Origin of the sequence: Shinella sp., assembly GCF_052438155.1 — a bacterium.
Classification (GTDB): domain Bacteria; phylum Pseudomonadota; class Alphaproteobacteria; order Rhizobiales; family Rhizobiaceae; genus Shinella.
Genome location: NZ_JBQVPI010000019.1, coordinates 26,100 through 42,059 on the forward strand (window position 1 = coordinate 26,100; position 15,960 = coordinate 42,059).

18 protein-coding genes are annotated in these 15,960 nt (G+C 64.1%); 9 read left to right on the plus strand and 9 right to left on the minus strand.

Features of this window, described 5'->3' with window-relative positions; translation table 11 throughout:
- Positions 1–20: 20 nt before the first annotated feature.
- The gene (locus ACT6VE_RS25370; RefSeq protein WP_444801115.1) at positions 21–581 is read right to left on the minus strand and encodes an RBBP9/YdeN family alpha/beta hydrolase; all 561 of its coding nucleotides are present in this window, start codon (positions 579–581) and stop codon (positions 21–23) included.
- 167 nt (positions 582–748) lie between these two features.
- Between ACT6VE_RS25370 and ACT6VE_RS25375 the strand changes: the two genes are divergently transcribed.
- Positions 749–1,552 carry a DUF2189 domain-containing protein gene (locus ACT6VE_RS25375; protein WP_444801116.1) on the plus strand — a complete coding sequence of 268 codons (804 nt, stop codon included), beginning with the start codon at positions 749–751 and terminating at the stop codon, positions 1,550–1,552.
- 90 nt (positions 1,553–1,642) lie between these two features.
- Here ACT6VE_RS25375 and ACT6VE_RS25380 read toward each other — a convergent pair whose 3' ends face one another.
- The 7 genes from ACT6VE_RS25380 to ACT6VE_RS25410 form a co-directional block, all read right to left on the minus strand.
- Positions 1,643–1,885, minus strand: coding sequence for a hypothetical protein (locus tag ACT6VE_RS25380; RefSeq protein ID WP_444801117.1), 243 nt, complete (start codon positions 1,883–1,885; stop codon positions 1,643–1,645).
- Between the two features lie 100 nt (positions 1,886–1,985).
- A complete protein-coding gene (gene purB, locus ACT6VE_RS25385; protein WP_444801118.1) occupies positions 1,986–3,293 on the minus strand; it encodes an adenylosuccinate lyase in 1,308 nt (435 codons plus the stop codon).
- 59 nt (positions 3,294–3,352) lie between these two features.
- Entirely contained in the window at positions 3,353–3,883 is a 531-nt protein-coding gene (locus tag ACT6VE_RS25390; protein WP_444801119.1) for a hypothetical protein, read from the minus strand.
- Positions 3,884–3,885: 2 nt separating this feature from the next.
- Positions 3,886–4,620, minus strand: a complete 735-nt coding sequence (locus ACT6VE_RS25395; RefSeq protein ID WP_444801120.1) for a DUF2259 domain-containing protein — start codon at positions 4,618–4,620, stop codon at positions 3,886–3,888.
- Positions 4,617–5,294, minus strand: coding sequence for a ribulose-phosphate 3-epimerase (gene rpe / locus ACT6VE_RS25400; RefSeq protein WP_444801121.1), 678 nt, complete (start codon positions 5,292–5,294; stop codon positions 4,617–4,619). The genes ACT6VE_RS25395 and rpe overlap by 4 nt, the downstream gene beginning before the upstream one ends.
- Before the next feature lie 64 nt (positions 5,295–5,358).
- Entirely contained in the window at positions 5,359–6,357 is a 999-nt protein-coding gene (locus ACT6VE_RS25405) for a P1 family peptidase (protein WP_444801122.1), read from the minus strand.
- The gene (locus ACT6VE_RS25410; RefSeq protein ID WP_444801123.1) at positions 6,358–7,434 is read right to left on the minus strand and encodes an ABC transporter substrate-binding protein; all 1,077 of its coding nucleotides are present in this window, start codon (positions 7,432–7,434) and stop codon (positions 6,358–6,360) included.
- Positions 7,435–7,576: 142 nt separating this feature from the next.
- On the opposite strand from ACT6VE_RS25410, the gene ACT6VE_RS25415 reads away from it, so the two are divergent.
- The 8 genes from ACT6VE_RS25415 to ACT6VE_RS25450 all read left to right on the plus strand — a co-directional run bounded on the left by ACT6VE_RS25415 (position 7,577) and on the right by ACT6VE_RS25450 (position 15,527).
- Complete coding sequence (locus ACT6VE_RS25415) at positions 7,577–8,104, plus strand: flavin reductase family protein (RefSeq protein ID WP_444801191.1); 528 nt, start codon at positions 7,577–7,579, stop codon at positions 8,102–8,104.
- Positions 8,105–8,182: 78 nt separating this feature from the next.
- Positions 8,183–9,058, plus strand: a complete 876-nt coding sequence (locus ACT6VE_RS25420) for an AAA family ATPase (RefSeq protein WP_444801192.1) — start codon at positions 8,183–8,185, stop codon at positions 9,056–9,058.
- A gap of 3 nt (positions 9,059–9,061) precedes the next feature.
- Complete coding sequence (locus ACT6VE_RS25425; protein ID WP_444801124.1) at positions 9,062–10,303, plus strand: vWA domain-containing protein; 1,242 nt, start codon at positions 9,062–9,064, stop codon at positions 10,301–10,303.
- A 10-nt stretch (positions 10,304–10,313) separates the two neighbouring features.
- The gene (locus tag ACT6VE_RS25430) at positions 10,314–10,640 is read left to right on the plus strand and encodes an XdhC family protein (RefSeq protein WP_444801125.1); all 327 of its coding nucleotides are present in this window, start codon (positions 10,314–10,316) and stop codon (positions 10,638–10,640) included.
- The gene (locus tag ACT6VE_RS25435) at positions 10,640–11,338 is read left to right on the plus strand and encodes an XdhC family protein (RefSeq protein ID WP_444801126.1); all 699 of its coding nucleotides are present in this window, start codon (positions 10,640–10,642) and stop codon (positions 11,336–11,338) included. The genes ACT6VE_RS25430 and ACT6VE_RS25435 overlap by 1 nt, the downstream gene beginning before the upstream one ends.
- On the plus strand, positions 11,335–12,945 hold the full coding sequence (locus ACT6VE_RS25440) for an NTP transferase domain-containing protein (RefSeq protein ID WP_444801127.1): 1,611 nt from the start codon (positions 11,335–11,337) through the stop codon (positions 12,943–12,945). Before ACT6VE_RS25435 ends, ACT6VE_RS25440 begins: the two co-directional genes overlap by 4 nt.
- A 3-nt stretch (positions 12,946–12,948) precedes the next feature.
- Positions 12,949–13,266 (plus strand): TfoX/Sxy family protein, encoded by a 318-nt coding sequence (locus tag ACT6VE_RS25445; protein WP_444801128.1) that lies wholly within the window; start codon positions 12,949–12,951, stop codon positions 13,264–13,266.
- A 110-nt stretch (positions 13,267–13,376) separates the two neighbouring features.
- Positions 13,377–15,527 (plus strand): TonB-dependent receptor domain-containing protein, encoded by a 2,151-nt coding sequence (locus ACT6VE_RS25450; protein ID WP_444801129.1) that lies wholly within the window; start codon positions 13,377–13,379, stop codon positions 15,525–15,527.
- Between the two features lie 18 nt (positions 15,528–15,545).
- Here the strand turns inward: ACT6VE_RS25450 and ACT6VE_RS25455 are convergent, their stop codons facing one another.
- Positions 15,546–15,959: an NUDIX domain-containing protein gene (locus tag ACT6VE_RS25455; RefSeq protein WP_444801130.1), complete on the minus strand. Its 414-nt coding sequence runs from the start codon at positions 15,957–15,959 to the stop codon at positions 15,546–15,548.
- Between the last annotated feature and the right edge of the window lies 1 nt (position 15,960).

Consider the following 15,960-nt stretch of genomic DNA (forward strand, 5'->3'; position numbering starts at 1 on the left):
ATAACAAAACCCGGAAAGGCCTATTCGGGCGCCTTCAGGCGGTTGAGGAACTGCGCGAACACCATCGTGCCTTCCGGCCAGGGTCCATGGCCGGACTCGGTGTTGATATGCCCGGCTTCGCCCGCGTCGAGCAGCAGCGCACCCCAGGCGGCTGCGATATCTTCCGCATGCTCATAGGTGCCAAACGGATCGTTGCGGCTCGCAACGACGACAGCGGGGAAGGGCAGCGGCTCGCGCGGATAGGGGCCGAACGTCATCAGGTGTTTGGGGCGGATATCCGCATTGGCGACATCCGGCGGCGCGACGAGGAAGGCGCCGGCGACCTTGTTGCCGAGATGGGGGGCAGCATGGATTGCGGTCGCGACACCCAGCGAATGGGCGACGAGCACGACCGGTTTCGTTGCGGCCGCCACTTCCTCGATCACGCGCTGCACCCAGTCTTCGCGCACGGGCTTGGCCCATTCCGCCTGCTCGACGCGCCGCGCCGAGCCGAGCCTGGATTGCCAGCGGCTCTGCCAATGGTCAGGCCCGGAATTGGTATAGCCGGGAACGATGAGGATTTCTGCTTCTGACGCTTTCATGGGGCGGGATGTGCGTTCACGAAGTGCTGAAGTCAAGAGGGTGGGACAAATCAGCCTACGGGTGTATGCTGCGTCGTCTTGAATGCCAATCACGGCCCATCGTGGTGGCGGACAATCGCCCTCCACGCGCAGGCAGTGACAGTTCCATACCGGCAGGAGGAATGGTCATGACGACGTTTCATGTAATGGCAGGTTCTGGTGACATGGTCGTGCGGCCGGCCATCCGGCGGATCACGATGTCCGATGTCTGGGACGCACTGGCGCTCGGTTTCGAGGATTTTCGCGCGAAACCGTCGCACTATGTCTTTCTAAGCCTGATCTATCCGATTTGCGGTGTGGTGCTCGTCACCTGGAGTTCCGGTGCCAATCTGTTGCCGCTGATCTTTCCGCTGGTGGCTGGCTTTGCACTGCTTGGGCCGTTCTTCTCCCTCGGCCTCTACGAGATCAGTCGTCGGCGCGAGCTTGGCATGGACACCTCCTGGCGTCATGCGCTGGAGGTCCGCCATTCGCCGGCCTTGCCATCCATCCTCGCGGTTGGCGCCATGCTGCTGGTGCTGTTCGTCGCGTGGCTGGTCTTTGCGCAACTGCTCTATACCAACCTGTTCGGGCCGGAGCCGCCGCAATCGCTGGCACTGTTCATGGCCTCGATCTTCAGTTCGGAAAACGGATTGCTCCTCATGCTGGCCGGCAATGCGATCGGCTTCTGCTTTGCGCTGGTCGTGCTGGCCACGACGGTCATCGCCTTTCCTTTGATGCTGGACCGGGACGTCGGAGCGGTTGCCGCGATGGAGACATCTTTGCGCGCCACGCTGATAAACCCCATGCCGATCGCCTGCTGGGGTCTGATCGTCGCGGCACTGCTGATTGTCGGCACGATCCCGCTCTTCGTCGGCCTTGCCGTGATCATGCCGGTCCTTGGCCATGCGACATGGCATCTCTACAGAAAGATCGTCGTCGACGCGAAGGGATAAGGTTTTTGGGCGGCGCGCGCCGGAGGAGGGCGTACGCCTCCCGCCAGAGGGGAGCGATGGCGCCACTGGCGCCATCGCTGTTTCATGCCCTCACTTGGTGAGCGGATAACATTTGTCCGTGGAGAAGGCGCCGTCCTTGAAGCCCATCTGGCAGATGACGATGCTGTCGTCGTCGTCCTTCTCCAGGAAGACGGCATAGTTTTCGGCGATCGGCGACACGTTGATGATGTCGTAGCCGGTTTTCAGCAATTCGAGAATGGATTGCGGTGTCTGCGCCTGCGCCGATCCGGCAAGAGACACGGCGGCAAGCAGTGCGGTAGCAAGAAACCTCATGTTCAGCCCCTGGAAAGGCGTGCGGCATTGCACGCGAGGGAAGTCTAATACAGAGGCGGGTGCCGGCGAAGAGACTTCGCCGGCCTGTTTCATGTCGATCTCAGACGGTGCCGAAGACGCGGCGGAAGATCGTATCGACGTGCTTGGTGTGGTAGCCGAGGTCGAACTTTTCGCGGATCTGCTCTTCGGAGAGGGCAGCACGCACTTCCGCGTCGGCCAAAAGCTCTTCCAGGAAGTCTGCGCCCTTTTCCCAGACCCGCATCGCGTTACGCTGCACGAGACGGTAGGAATCTTCACGCGAAACGCCGGCTTGCGTAAGGGCAAGCAAAACGCGCTGCGAATGAACGAGGCCGCGGAACTTGTTGAGATTCTTCAGCATGTTCTCCGGATAGATCACCAGCTTCTCGATGACGCCGGCAAGCCGGTTCAGCGCGAAGTCGAGCGTGATCGTGGTGTCCGGGCCGATGCCGCGCTCGACGCTGGAATGGGAAATGTCACGCTCGTGCCAGAGCGCGACGTTTTCCATCGCCGGCGTCACGGCCATGCGGACCAGGCGGGCAAGGCCGGTCAGGTTTTCCGTCAGCACCGGATTGCGCTTGTGCGGCATGGCGGACGAACCCTTCTGGCCCGGCGAGAAGAACTCTTCCGCTTCCAGAACTTCCGTGCGCTGCATGTGGCGGATTTCGGTCGCGACGTTCTCGATCGACGAGGCGATGACGCCGAGGGTGGCGAAGAACATCGCATGGCGGTCGCGCGGGATGACCTGCGTCGAGACCGGCTCCGGCGTCAGGCCGAGCTTTTCGCAGACATGTTCTTCGACGCGTGGATCGATGTTGGCGAAGGTGCCGACGGCGCCGGAGATGGCACCCGTCGCGATTTCCGCGCGGGCCGCGATGAGGCGGGCGCGGTTGCGGTCCATTTCGGCGTAGAAACGGGCAAGCGTCAGGCCCATTGTCGTGGGCTCGGCATGAATGCCGTGGCTGCGGCCGATGCGGATCGTGTCCTTGTGCTCGAAGGCGCGGGTTTTCAGTGCGGCGAGCACGCGGTCCACGCCGGTCAGCAGGATGTCGGCGGCGCGCACGAGCTGGATGTTGAAGGTCGTGTCAAGCACGTCCGACGAGGTCATGCCCTGGTGCACGAAGCGGCTGTCGGGACCGACGAATTCGGCGAGGTGCGTCAGGAAGGCGATGACGTCATGCTTGGTGACGGCTTCGATCTCATCAATGCGGGCGACGTCGAACTCCGCCTTGCCGCCCTTTTCCCAGATGGTTTCGGCCGCCGACTTCGGGATGACGCCAAGCTCGGCCAGCGCATCACAGGCATAGGCTTCGATCTCGAACCAGATGCGGAACTTCGTTTCGGGCGACCAGATGGCGACCATGTCCGGTCGGGAATAGCGAGGGATCATCGGCTCAAGACTTTCTCAGGTGGGCGTTGCCGCCGCTTTAGCAAAGATGGCAGGCAATCTCAACGCATGTGTGGGGGCATGTGTGGCGGCATGGACCGCGCGAGCCACAGGCTGGCGCCCGCCAGAATGGGCGGGCCGACCGGCAGATAGAGCCGGAGCCCCATGACGAGGAACTGGTAGACCGCGCCGGCGGAGGTGAAGACGAACTGATAGGCCCAGATGCGGGTGCCGAAGGGCTGGTGCCATTGCGCGTAGAACAGCCGGTAATCCATGGCGAAAAGGAAAGCCGTAGCAGCGATGGTGCCGAGGCTGAGCAACGCGAAATGAGCGGCAAAGCGGGTCTCGACGCTGCGCCGCCGCGTCAGCAGGCGCGCCATCGGCAGAACGACGATCCAGGCAAGCAGGCCGCCTGCGAAAAAGATCAGCAGGATCATTTCGAGGTGAAATGTCTGCGCACGTCCCTGCATTGCAAGCGAGACGAAGGCGCAAGCCGCCATCAGCAGGCCCCAGGCAACGGAGCCGCCGAAATACAGGGGACGGGAGGGGAATACGGGCGTTGGCCTGCTGTTTACCTCCGCCGCCAGGTCCATGCTCAAGGCCGGAACGGAACGGCGATCCAGCGGCCGTCGCTGCCCTCGAAGCCGAAGCTGCGCACAAGCACGAGCGCCACATGCACCGGATCGGCGCCAAACGCGTTGAAGGTTACGGCGCCAGATATCTGGTAGGAATGCGGACAGTTGCGGCTCTCGGGCACGCGCGTATCCTCATGCACCACCGTGTCGGCCGCCTGGCCGTCGCGTCTCACGAGCTTGAGGCGAAATCCCTTTATCCCGTCGGGTGTCAGATCACGGCATTTGTCCGTCATGTCGAGCGCGATGTCTTCGAGGGCCAGCGCGTAGCTCCCCCCGACCATAGGCTCGACCGCATGCTGGAAATATTCGATGCGCTTGCGATCGACACCGACTTCGCCCATCGGATTGAACGCCGCAAGCAGGCCGGGATTGGAGAGCACCTTGTACTGTTCGATCAGGCTTTTCGCCTTGTCACGGCTTTCCGCCCGCGCCTTGGCAAGGTCCGCCTCTTCGTCATCTATACGCGCACGGATCGGCGTGCCGGGAAGATAGGCGTCCTTCTGCGTGTCGATGAAGTAGACCGTCGAATAGGGAAAACCGGAACCGTCCTGAACGCCGAATTCCTCGAAGGCGTAGACCTTTCCATCCGGCGAGAAGCCAAGGGTCTGGAAGGTCGAGAAGTCGCCGGCCGAAGCGCCTGCCGTCGCCAGCAGAGACGCCAGGAAGGCGACAGCCGCCCTTCGAAAAATCCTCACGCCCGCGCACCCTCCGCATTGTTGCGCAGAGTGTCGATCGTTTTGCGATAGGCGTCAACATGACCGCCACCGAAGATAGCGGAGCCTGCGACGAAGACATTGGCACCGGCGGCGGCGGGCATGGCGATCGTATCGACCGTAATGCCGCCATCGACCTGGATGTCGATCGGCCGGTCGCCAACGAGCGAACGCACGCGGCGGAGCTTTTCCTGCATCGCCGGAATGTATTTCTGGCCGCCGAAGCCCGGGTTGACCGTCATCACGAGGATGAGGTCGATCTTGTCGAGCAGGTAGTCGAGCACGCTTTCCGAGGTCGCCGGGTTGATCGAGACACCGGCACGCTTCCCAAGCGCCTTGATCGCCTGCAGCGAACGGTCGAGATGGGGACCCGCCTCGGCATGCACGGTGATGCTGTCGCAGCCGGCCTTGGCGAAGGCTTCGAGATAGGGATCGGCCGGCGCTATCATCAGGTGGCAATCGAAGAAGGCATCGGTATGCGGGCGCAGTGACTTGATGACATCCGGACCGAAGGAGATGTTCGGCACGAAATGGCCGTCCATGATGTCGAGATGGATCCAGTCGGCGCCTGCCGCGACGACGTCGCGCACTTCCTGCCCAAGCTTGGCATAGTCGGCGGCGAGAATGGAGGGCGCGATCCGGATGGGAAGGGTCATGTCAGGCTCCGTGGAAGAATTTGCGTCGCCATACCATCCCCGCGATGGGCGAACAACGGGCGATTTACCGCGCCCAGCTTGGCATGGTGTCGCCCGGCATCGGCGCGGCATCATGCACGCCGCTGGCGATGGCGCGCGCCATGGTGGATGCGGCGGCGGCGCAGAGGCCGATGAAGTCCTCCGGTGCCGGGACGCGGCCGCTCTTGCCGGTCGCGAGCGCAAAGACGAGATCACCGTCCAGCGGCGTGTGCGCCGGCCAGAGGGCACGGGCAAAACCGTCATGGGCGGCAATGGCGATACGCTTCGCTTCGGCCTTGCTTAGCACGGCATCCGTGGCGATGACGGCGATGGTGGTGTTCTCGGTGCCGGTCGGACGACGGGACATTTTCGTGCGGGGTATGCGGGCGTCGGCCGGGAAGGGGAAGGGCAGGCCGAGGCCGCCGAACTCTTCCGCTTCCTCGAAGGGCGCCGCCCAGAAATGGCGCGTGTCGCCGACCGTCGCGGAGCCGAGCGCATTGACCGCCACGAGTGCGCCAACGGTAAAACCGGCCTCCAGAACGGTGGAAGCAGAACCGAGGCCGCCCTTGAAGGTCGCGGTGAGCGCACCGGTGCCGGCCCCGGCGCTGCCGGTCTCGAAGTCTTCGGCGGCCCTGGCAAGTGCCGCATAACCAAGCTCGCGATAGGGCGGGTAGCGGCCCCAGTCCTTGTCGCCGCCATTCATCAGGTCGAACAGGATGGCAGCGGGCACGATGGGCACGCGAAAAGGCCCGACGGCAAAACCGCGCCCTGCCTCGCGCAGGCCCGCCTGTACGCCGGACGCGGCATCCAGCCCGAAGGCCGAACCGCCGGACAGCACGAGGGCGTCGACGGTCTGAACGGTGTTGTGCGGCTCCAGAAGGTCCGTCTCGCGCGTTCCCGGTGCGCCGCCGAGCACCTGTACCGCGGCCACGGCCGGCTCGTCGCAGAGCACGACGGTGGCGCCGGAGCGCAGGGCGTGATCCGTCGCGTTGCCGACTTTGAGACCGGCGACGTCCGTGATGCGGTTCTTCGGCCCCGGTTTCATCTACTCGCTCTCCGGGGCTGCTTCCACCGGCACGAAGGCGCCGGCCTGCCAGACGAGCAGGCGGTAGGGGTTTTCACGCAGCTCATGATCCGCGCCAAAGGCGATGGTGCCGATTGCCGTTTGGAAACTGCCGCCGGCCAACGTTTCCACGAGGTCGCCTCCCTCTGCCGCTGCGGCCGCAAGTGCGGTAACTGCGGCGTGCGCAGGCAACACATAGCCTTCGGCGACGATGCCGCTCTCCTGCATCGCCCTGGCGACCGGCAGCCCTGCCGGCAGCGTCTGGTAGTCGGGCAATGCAATCGCCTCCACGCCGTCCGTCATCGGAACGAGCGGATCGGCGCCGAGCAGCGCCTCGCCACCAAGCAGGGTCAATGGCGTCTTTTCGCTCTTCGCATCACGGGCGATGACAGCGATATCGGTGCGGTCGCCACCGACGAAAACATGGGTCACGCCGGTCTTGATGAGGCGGCGGACGAGGGTGAGCTGCTGTTCCTGCGTCGGACGATAGGTATCGACGAACGCCGCCTTCATGCCGACCTCCTCCAGCCGCAGGCGAACCGTCTCGACGAGTTCGCGGGCATGGATCGTACCGTCGTCGATGAGGGCGAAGGGCTCGGATTTCCAGGCGAGGGTGATGATGTCGACGGCCTTGTCCGCCTCGGCCTTCGGGCCGGGGGCGAGGCGGAAGAGCGGCCATTTCTTCTTCAGCGCATCTTCCATCAGAATGCCGGAGCGGACCGACAGCGTGATCGCCGGTATGTTTGCCTCCGCAAGGGCGGGAAGCGAGGCGGCAAGCCCTTCGGTGCAAAGAAAGCCGACGGCGGCTACGGCATCCGCGGCGAGGATCTGCTTGGCAATTCCCTCGCCATCGTTTTCGTCGCAGGATTCGGGAATGGGCACGATGGTGTCGCCGTTCGCCTCCGCTGCAAAACGCGCGCCATCGCGAACCTGCTGGCCGAGAATGGCGAGCGGCCCCTCCTGCGGCGCTACGACGGCAAAGGTCAGGCCTGCGGCTGCGGCCGGGCTGGCGGCAAACAGAAGGGTGCTGAACAGGATGACGAGGGACGCGGTCTTCATTCTGGATCCATGGGGCAAAGCTAAGTCTTTTGTAAGGATCGCGCGAAGGGCGTCAAAGGGAAATCTCCGTTGAAAATCCGCGCGGAAAAACTGGATGAGAAAAATCCACTTTAAGGGGGTTACATTTTTCTTCATTTTCGCCATGTATCTCCTTCATGAGAAGGAGAACGCCGTGTTGGACAGATTGATGCTGGACCCATCGCTCTACCGTAATGCGATGAGCCGCTATGCCGGCCACGTGCAGATTGTGACGACGGTCTTCGAGGGCGAGCGCCGCGGGGTGACGATCACCGCTGCCTGCTCGGTATCGGACAATCCAGCCATGATTCTCGCCTGCGTCAACGCCTCCAATCCCAAGAACGCGATCTTCGAGAAAAGCGGCCGTTTCGCGCTGAATACGCTTGCCGCCGACCAGATCGAGCTTGCCAATGCCTTTTCCGGCCGCGATCCCGCCTTGTCCTCGGAAGAGCGCTTCGCCAAGGGCGACTGGGAAGAGCTGGTGACCGGCGCACCGGTGCTGAAGAACGCGCTCGCCGCCTTCGATTGCCGGCTTGTCGAATTCAAGGTCATGGCGACGCATATGATGCTGATCGGCGAGGTCATGGGCATTTCCGCCGGCGAGCACAAACCGGCGCTTCTCTATATGGACCGGGGCTACCACACGCTATAAGTTCCTCCTCCGGAGTGGAGGAGCGGTGTGGTTTACCAACGCGGACATATCCCGCAATCGATCGACGAGACCGCCGACATGCTGTCGGCCGGCAACTACCTCGCCGCGCGTTCGCTGGCGACGGTGCTTTTCCTGTCGCTGCGCATGAAGCGGCCGCTTTTCCTTGAGGGGGAGGCCGGTGTCGGCAAGACCGAGATCGCAAAGGTGCTGGCCGCTTCGCTCGACCGCCCGCTGATCCGGCTGCAATGTTACGAGGGCCTCGATATTGCCTCGGCCGTGTATGAGTGGAACTATCCGGCGCAGATGCTGGAAATCCGCCTCGCCGAAGCCTCCGGTACCACGGACCGCGGTCGCATCGAGGCAGACATCTTTTCCGAGCGCTATCTCATCCGCCGTCCGGTGCTTCAGGCGCTTTCGTCGCCGGATGGCCGCGCCCCGGTCTTCCTGATCGACGAACTGGACCGCACCGACGAGGCCTTCGAAGCCTTCCTGCTGGAGGTGCTGTCGGATTTCCAGGTGACGGTGCCGGAACTCGGCACGATCCGGGCGACTGAACCACCCATCGTCATCATCACAACGAACCGCACGCGCGAAGTGCACGACGCACTGAAGCGGCGCTGTCTCTACCATTGGGTCGATTATCCCGCGGCGGCACAGGAACTGGAGATCATCCGCCGCAAGGTGCCGCGCTGCAACGAGGTGCTGTCGCATCAGGTCGTCGCCTATGTACAGAAGCTGCGCACGCTCGATCTCTTCAAGAACCCGGGTGTCGCCGAAACCATCGACTGGGCGACGGCGCTGACCGAACTCGACCGGGTGGCGCTCGACCCCGAGACGGTGTCGGACACGCTCGGCACGCTGCTCAAATATCAGGACGACATCGCCCGTATCGACGGCGCCGAGGGCCGTAAGCTGCTCGACGAAGTGAAAACCGGCCTGGCGGCGACAGGCTGAACGATGACCCTGGCAGCGGACAACGACAGTGCGGATGCTGCCACGGATGGCCGGCTTGCCGACAATATCGTGCATTTCGCGCGCGTGCTGCGCAAGGCGGGGCTGCGCATCGGGCCGGCGGCGGTAACGGATGCCATCGAGGCGGTGCAGGCGATCGGCATTGGCGAGCGCGAGGAATTCTACACCGCGTTGCATGCGACGCTGGTCAAGCGGCATGAGGACGACGCCGTCTTCGATGAAGCCTTTCGCCTGTTCTGGCGGTCGCGTGATCTTGTGGGGAAAATGATCGCGCTGATGTCGCCGGTCGTGACGCGGCAGGAGGAGCGGGAAAAGCGCAAGGCGGGGGAAACCCGCGTGTCCGATGCGTTGTTTGGCGAACGATCGGACGAACGGCCGCAGCGCGACGAGCCGGATGTCGAAATCGACGCTCGTTTCACCGCCTCCGGCAGCGAAATCCTGCGCAGGACCGATTTCGCCCAGATGACGACGGCGGAACTGGCCGCGGCCAAGCGCACGATTTCCAATCTCGTGCTGCCGGTGGACGAGGTGCGCACGCGCCGTTTTCGGCGCAGCAACCGGCCGGTGGCCATCGATGCCCGCGCCACGATGCGCCACGCCATGCGCACCGGTGGCGCGCTCATCCTGCCACGCTACCGGGAACCGAAGACGATCCATCCGCCGCTCGTTGTGCTCGCCGATATTTCCGGCTCGATGAGCCAGTACACGCGCATCTTCCTGCATTTCCTGCATGCACTCGGCGAGCATCGCCGCCGCGTGCACGCCTTCCTGTTCGGCACGCGCCTCAGCAATGTCACGCGCCAGATGCGCCACCGCGATCCCGATATCGCCGTGGAGGCGTGCAGCCAGACGGTCAGCGACTGGTCCGGCGGCACGCGCATCGGCGAGACGCTGAAGGAGTTCAACCGGCTCTGGTCGCGCCGCGTGCTGGGGCAGGGCGCCGTCGTGCTGCTGATCACCGATGGGTTGGAGCGCGAGGATACGGACCTGCTCGAGACGGAGATGGACCGGCTCCACCGCTCCTGCCGGCGGCTGCTCTGGCTCAATCCGCTGCTGCGTTTCGAGGGGTTTGAAGCGCGGGCACGCGGGGTGAGGGCCATGCTGCCGCACGTCGATGAACTGCGGCCGGTGCACAATCTGGAGGCCATGGCGGATCTGGTGGCGGCGCTTTCCGGCGAAGCGCCGCGCGGTGCCGGTGATCCCAGGCGTTTTCTGCCGGCGGCATGAGGAGGACAAAATGGACGCAAGTGACGCACTCGATCCGTTGACCATCGCGGAACGCTGGATGGACGACGGCCGCACGGTGGCGCTCGCCACCGTCGTCGAGACCTGGGGCTCGGCGCCGCGTCCGGTCGGCAGCCATCTGGTCATCGACGGCGAGGGAAATTTTCACGGTTCCGTTTCGGGCGGCTGCGTCGAGGGGGCGGTGATCGGTGAGGCGATGGAGGTGATCGGCGACGGCGAACCACGTTTGCTGGAATTCGGCGTCGCCGACGAGACGGCCTGGCGTGTCGGCCTGTCCTGCGGCGGACGCATCCGGGTCTATGTGGAGCGGGTCGGCTGATGGATCCCTACCTGCTGCGCAAGCTGAACACGGAGCGCGCCGCCCGCCGCGCGGTCATCCACCTCACGGATCTCGGCGACGGCCGCGACCGGGTGGTCTGCGAGGGCGATCCGGTCGCCGGGCCGCTCGGCACGGCGATCGAAAGCGCATTCCGCTCCGGCAAATCCGCCGTCGTGGCGGCGGAGGATCGCGATTTCTTCCTGAATGTCCATCTGCCACCGGCCCGCATCGTGGTCATCGGCGCGGCGCATATCAGCCAGGCGTTGGCACAGATGGCCGGGATTGCAGGCTTCGATATCACGATCATCGATCCGCGCACGGCTTTTGCCACCGAAGAGCGCTTCGCCGGCATCGACCTTGTCGCCGACTGGCCGGAGGATGTGCTGGGCGCGCGGCCACTCGACGCCTATACCGCGCTCGTGGCTGTTACCCACGATCCGAAGATCGACGATTTTCCGCTGTCGCAGGCGCTCTCCACCGGCTGTTTCTATATCGGCGCACTCGGCAGCCGGAAGACCCATGCCAAGCGTGTCGAACGCCTGACGGCGCTCGGGCACAGCGACGCGGAGATCGCGACAATATCCGCGCCGATCGGCCTCGATATCGGTGCCGCGAGCCCCGCCGAAATTGCCGTCGCCATCCTGGCGGATATCGTGGAGCATCTGCGCCGCCGACCCTTGCGGGGAGCCGTCTCGTGATCTTCGGCGAAATCCCGGTTGCCGAGGCGATCGGCGCACGATTGGCCCATGGTATACGGGTCGAGGGCCTGTCATTGCACAAGGGGCATGTGGTAACGGCCGACGATCAGGCGGCCCTTGCCGCGGCAGGCGTCGCCGCCGTGATCGCGGTGCGCCTGGAGGAGGGGGATATCGGCGAGGACGAGGCGGCCGCTCTGATCGCCGCGGCGATCGTGCCCGATCATCTCAGTTTTACCCCGCCCGCGACCGGCCGCATCAATCTCCATGCCAAGGCGAACGGTCTCTTCGTCGTCGACCGGGTGGCGATCGATCGCTTCAACCGGGTCGATCCGGCGATCACCATCGCCACTCTGCCGGATCATGCAAGCGTTGCGGCGGGCGACATGGTGGCGACGATCAAGATCATTCCCCTTGCCGTGCCGGACGCCCTTGCCCGCAGGGCGGCGGCTTTGCTGTCAGCGAGCCGGACGCTGGAGGTCAAGCCCTTCGTGGCGCACCGTGTCGGGCTGGTTGCGACGGAGCTGCCGACGCTCAAGGTTTCCGTCATGGACAAGACACGCCGTCTTCTTGAACAGCGTCTGCACCCATCCGGCAGTCGCCTGACGGGGGAAAGGCGCGTGCCGCACCAGCCAGCGGCGCTTGCCGTGGCGATCCGCCAGGCGGCCGGCGAGAACGAGCTTGTCGTCGTCTTCGGTGCGTCTGCCGTGACGGATGCGAACGATGTCATTCCCGCCGCCATCCGCGCCGCGGGTGGCGCAGTCGTGCATGTCGGCATGCCGGTTGATCCGGGCAACTTGCTGGTTCTGGGGCACGTTGGGGCGGTGCCGGTGCTCGGTGCGCCCGGCTGTGCCCGGAGCCCGAAGGAGAACGGCTTCGACTGGATTCTGGCGCGCATTTTCGCCGGTGAAAAGCCGGGTTCCGAGGAGATTACAGGCATGGGCGTCGGTGGCCTTCTTGCGGAAATTCCAAGCCGACCGCAACCGCGCGAGTTGCGTGCACCTGAGCGGGCGCTTTCCGTCACGGCGCTGGTTCTGGCTGCCGGGCGCGCCAGCCGCATGAACGGCGGCCACAAGCTGCTGGCCACCTTCGACGGCAAGGCGCTGGTACGACGCTCGGTGGAGGCTGCGCTGGCGGCAAAGCCGGCGCAGGTGCTCGTCGTGACCGGGCATCGTGCGGACGAGGTGGAGGCAGAACTGGCCGGGCTCACCGTGGATGTCCTGCGCAACCCGGATCACGCGCAGGGCATGTCGACCTCGCTGCGGGCGGGCGTTTCCGCCGTGTCGCCGGGCTGTGAGGGCATCGTGGTCATGCTGGCCGATATGCCGCATGTCACCGGGGCGGATGTGCGCCGGTTGCTCGATGCCTTCGCGGCAGCGGGCGGACATGCCATCGTGCGGGCCGTTTCCGGCGGCAAGCGCGGCAACCCCGTCGTGCTGCCGGGCACGACGTTTTCCGCCATCCTTCAGCTTGAAGGCGATGTCGGGGCACGGCATATCGTGGAGAGCGCGGGGCTTGACGTGGTGGACGTGGAGATCGGTGAGGCGGCGCATGTCGACGTCGATACGCCGGAGGCTGTGGTGGCCGCGGGTGGCATTCTGAAAGGGTAGGGCATGGACCGGGATGCGATCGAAGAAATGTTTCAGGCGCTTGGGCCGGTGACGATCAAGCGCATGTTCGGTGGCAAGGGCATCTATCACCAGGGCCGGATTCTCGCGCTGGAAGTCTCCGACGAAATCCTGCTCAAGGCGGACGAGGCCAGTGCGCCGGATTTCGAGGCGGCCGGTTGTCGGCAATGGTTCTATGAGAGCAAGCAGGGCAAGCCCGTGAAAATGCCCTACTGGTCCATCCCCGACGAGGCCTTCGACGATCCGGACGAGATGGCCCAATGGGTGCGCCGGGCCTATCAAGCGGCCCTTCGCGCGAAGTAGCGATACAGCCGGATAATTGCCGCATTTAAACTTGACTTGGTTTATCATGTTGTCCATTACCGGGCAGTTCGCGTGCGAGATCGCGCGGCCTGATGTCCGGTGAGGTTTCCATGAAAAATGATCGTTTCCACGCGTCGACGCTTCTCGCTGGCACGGCCATGGCGCTTGTGCTCCTGGCGATGGCCACACCGGTGAAGGCGCAGGAAGCGGCGGCAACCCTGCTCCAGCAGATCAACATCGAAAGCGACAGCAACGGGGACGGCATCGTCGATATGCCGGCCGCCGTTTCAAAGGCGGATCGTGTAAAAATCCAGGAACAATTTGCCGGCGATGCGACGCAGGTGCTGCGCTCGATGCCTGGCACGTTCACGCGCGAACCGGCTGACCAGCCCGGCATCATGGTCAATATCCGTGGTCTGCAGGGCATGGGCCGCGTCAACAGCATGATCGATGGCGTACCGCAGACCTTCCGTAACCTGTCTGGCCACGCCGGGACGTTCGACAACATGCTGTATGTCGAGCAGAACATGCTAGTGGGCGTGGATGTGTCGCGTGGCGCGGTTTCGGGTGCCGAAGGCATGGGCACGCTGGCAGGGGCCGCGAATTTTCGCACGCTCGACGTCGATGACGTGCTGCTGCCGGGCAAGGATTTGGGCGTGATGTCTACCGTGCGCATCGGCACGAACGGCTTCGATTATTCGCGCCTGCTGGCCGGGGCGGCCCGCACGGATATGGGCGAGGGCGAGATCGGTGTCGTCGGCGCACTCAGCGACACGAAGAAAAGCCCGTACGAAAACGGTGACGGCATCGTCTATCCGAGCGCCGGTGACGAGCATCCGAAGTCGGGCCTGTTCAAGGTGAACATCGCGCCGGATTCCGATCACAACCTGTCACTCGGCGGTATCTGGTACGGCAGCGAGTTCCTGCCGGGCAGCTCCGGCTACAACTGGGTGGTCGAGAACCAGACCTATACGGCAAAGTATTCCTACAAGCCGGGCAGCGACCTGATCGACCTTTCGGCCAACGCCTATCTCAACATCACCGATCTTGAATTCGACGGTTCGAGCATTGATGGCGCGGCGTTCGATGGCCGCAAGGGCACCAACACGACGACCGGTTTCGATATCACCAACCGCATGCACTTCGATCTCGGCGACGAGACCGAACTGAAGCTCTCCTATGGCGCGGCCTACAGCAACGACAAATACGAGGGCAACGCCAAGCGCGGCGCCAACGCGGATGGAACGCTGATGAAAGCAGGCGCTTTCAGCGAGGCGACGCTCACACGCGGCATTTTCGACCTGACCGGCGGCCTGCGCTACGATTACTGGTCGGTGGACGGTATCAGCGGTTATGATGCGCCGGGCTCCAACGGTTGCGATCCCGATGGCGACCCGTGCCCCGGGGACGCCGTCTCTCGGCATGGCGGCGACCTCAACCCGAAGATCACCCTTTCGGCGCGCCCGTTCGATTGGCTGCAGCCCTATGTCACCTATGCCCACACCTCGCGCCCGCCGACGGCCGCCGAAATGTTCTATCCGGGCGGCCACAGCTTCGACGGCTCGTCGGACCCGGTCAACAACAACCCGAACCTCGTGCCGGAGCAGAGCCGCGGCTGGGAGCTGGGCGTCAATCTCAAGGGCGACGACCTGCTGACGGCCGGCGATACCGCCTGGCTCAAGGTCGGCTACTTCCACAACCGCATCAGCGACTACATCACCTACCGCACCGACACCAGCGGCACGCTTTGCCCCAATTGGGAGCCCGGTGACGGCAGCGTTGCGTGCTGGGTCAACCTTGACGGCACCACTGTCATGAAGGGTCTCGAAATCGAAGGCGGCTACGATGCCGGACGCTACTATGCCGGCTTCTCGCTGACGCTTGCCGATACCGACCAGCCGCAGGGTTCTTCATCGGGCACCACGAGCGACACCGGCCAGCTGCCGGACGATTTCGCGACCGTCGACGTCGGCATGCGCTTCCTTGATGAGGCGCTGACGGTCGGTGGGCGCGTGCGGTATGTCGGGGAAAGCAAGCAGGCGTTCCTTGGGAAACCCGATGCCTACAAGGTCGACGCCTACACGCTCTTCGACGTGCACGCCTCCTGGGAGATCAACGAGAACGCCAAGGTCTTCTTCAACGTCGAGAACGTGTTCGACAAAGCCTATATGAAGGCAAATTCCGGGCTTTCCGACAATCTCGCCGGCATCAACAACGGCCGGGGTCGGACCTTCATCCTCGGCGCCACCGCGCGGTTCTGAGATAAGAACCGCCAGCACTTAACGCACGCGGAGCGCCTTGACGGCGTCCGCGGCAAAGCGCGAGAGGGGCGTGGGCAGCGCATCGAGTGGAAACCAGCCGAATTCCGGCAGCTTTTCCGGCTCCATGACGCGGGCCTCTCCGGCAAAATCCTCCGTCACATAGATGAGCGACAGCCAGTGCTGGCGCTCTTCTTCGATGATCTGCTCGGAAATGCACAGGAGTTGGACAGCGCCGACGGTCAGTCCCGATTCCTCCTGCGCCTCGCGGCGAGCGGAATCGATTGCGCGTTCCATATGGTCGACCTTGCCGCCGACGATGCTCCAGCAGCCGGCTTCCGGCGCATTGCTACGCCGGTAGAGCAGAAGCTTGCCCTCACGCAAAATGGCCAGGCCGCAACCGAGGCCTGGCACATCGATGCCGGGAATAGGCATT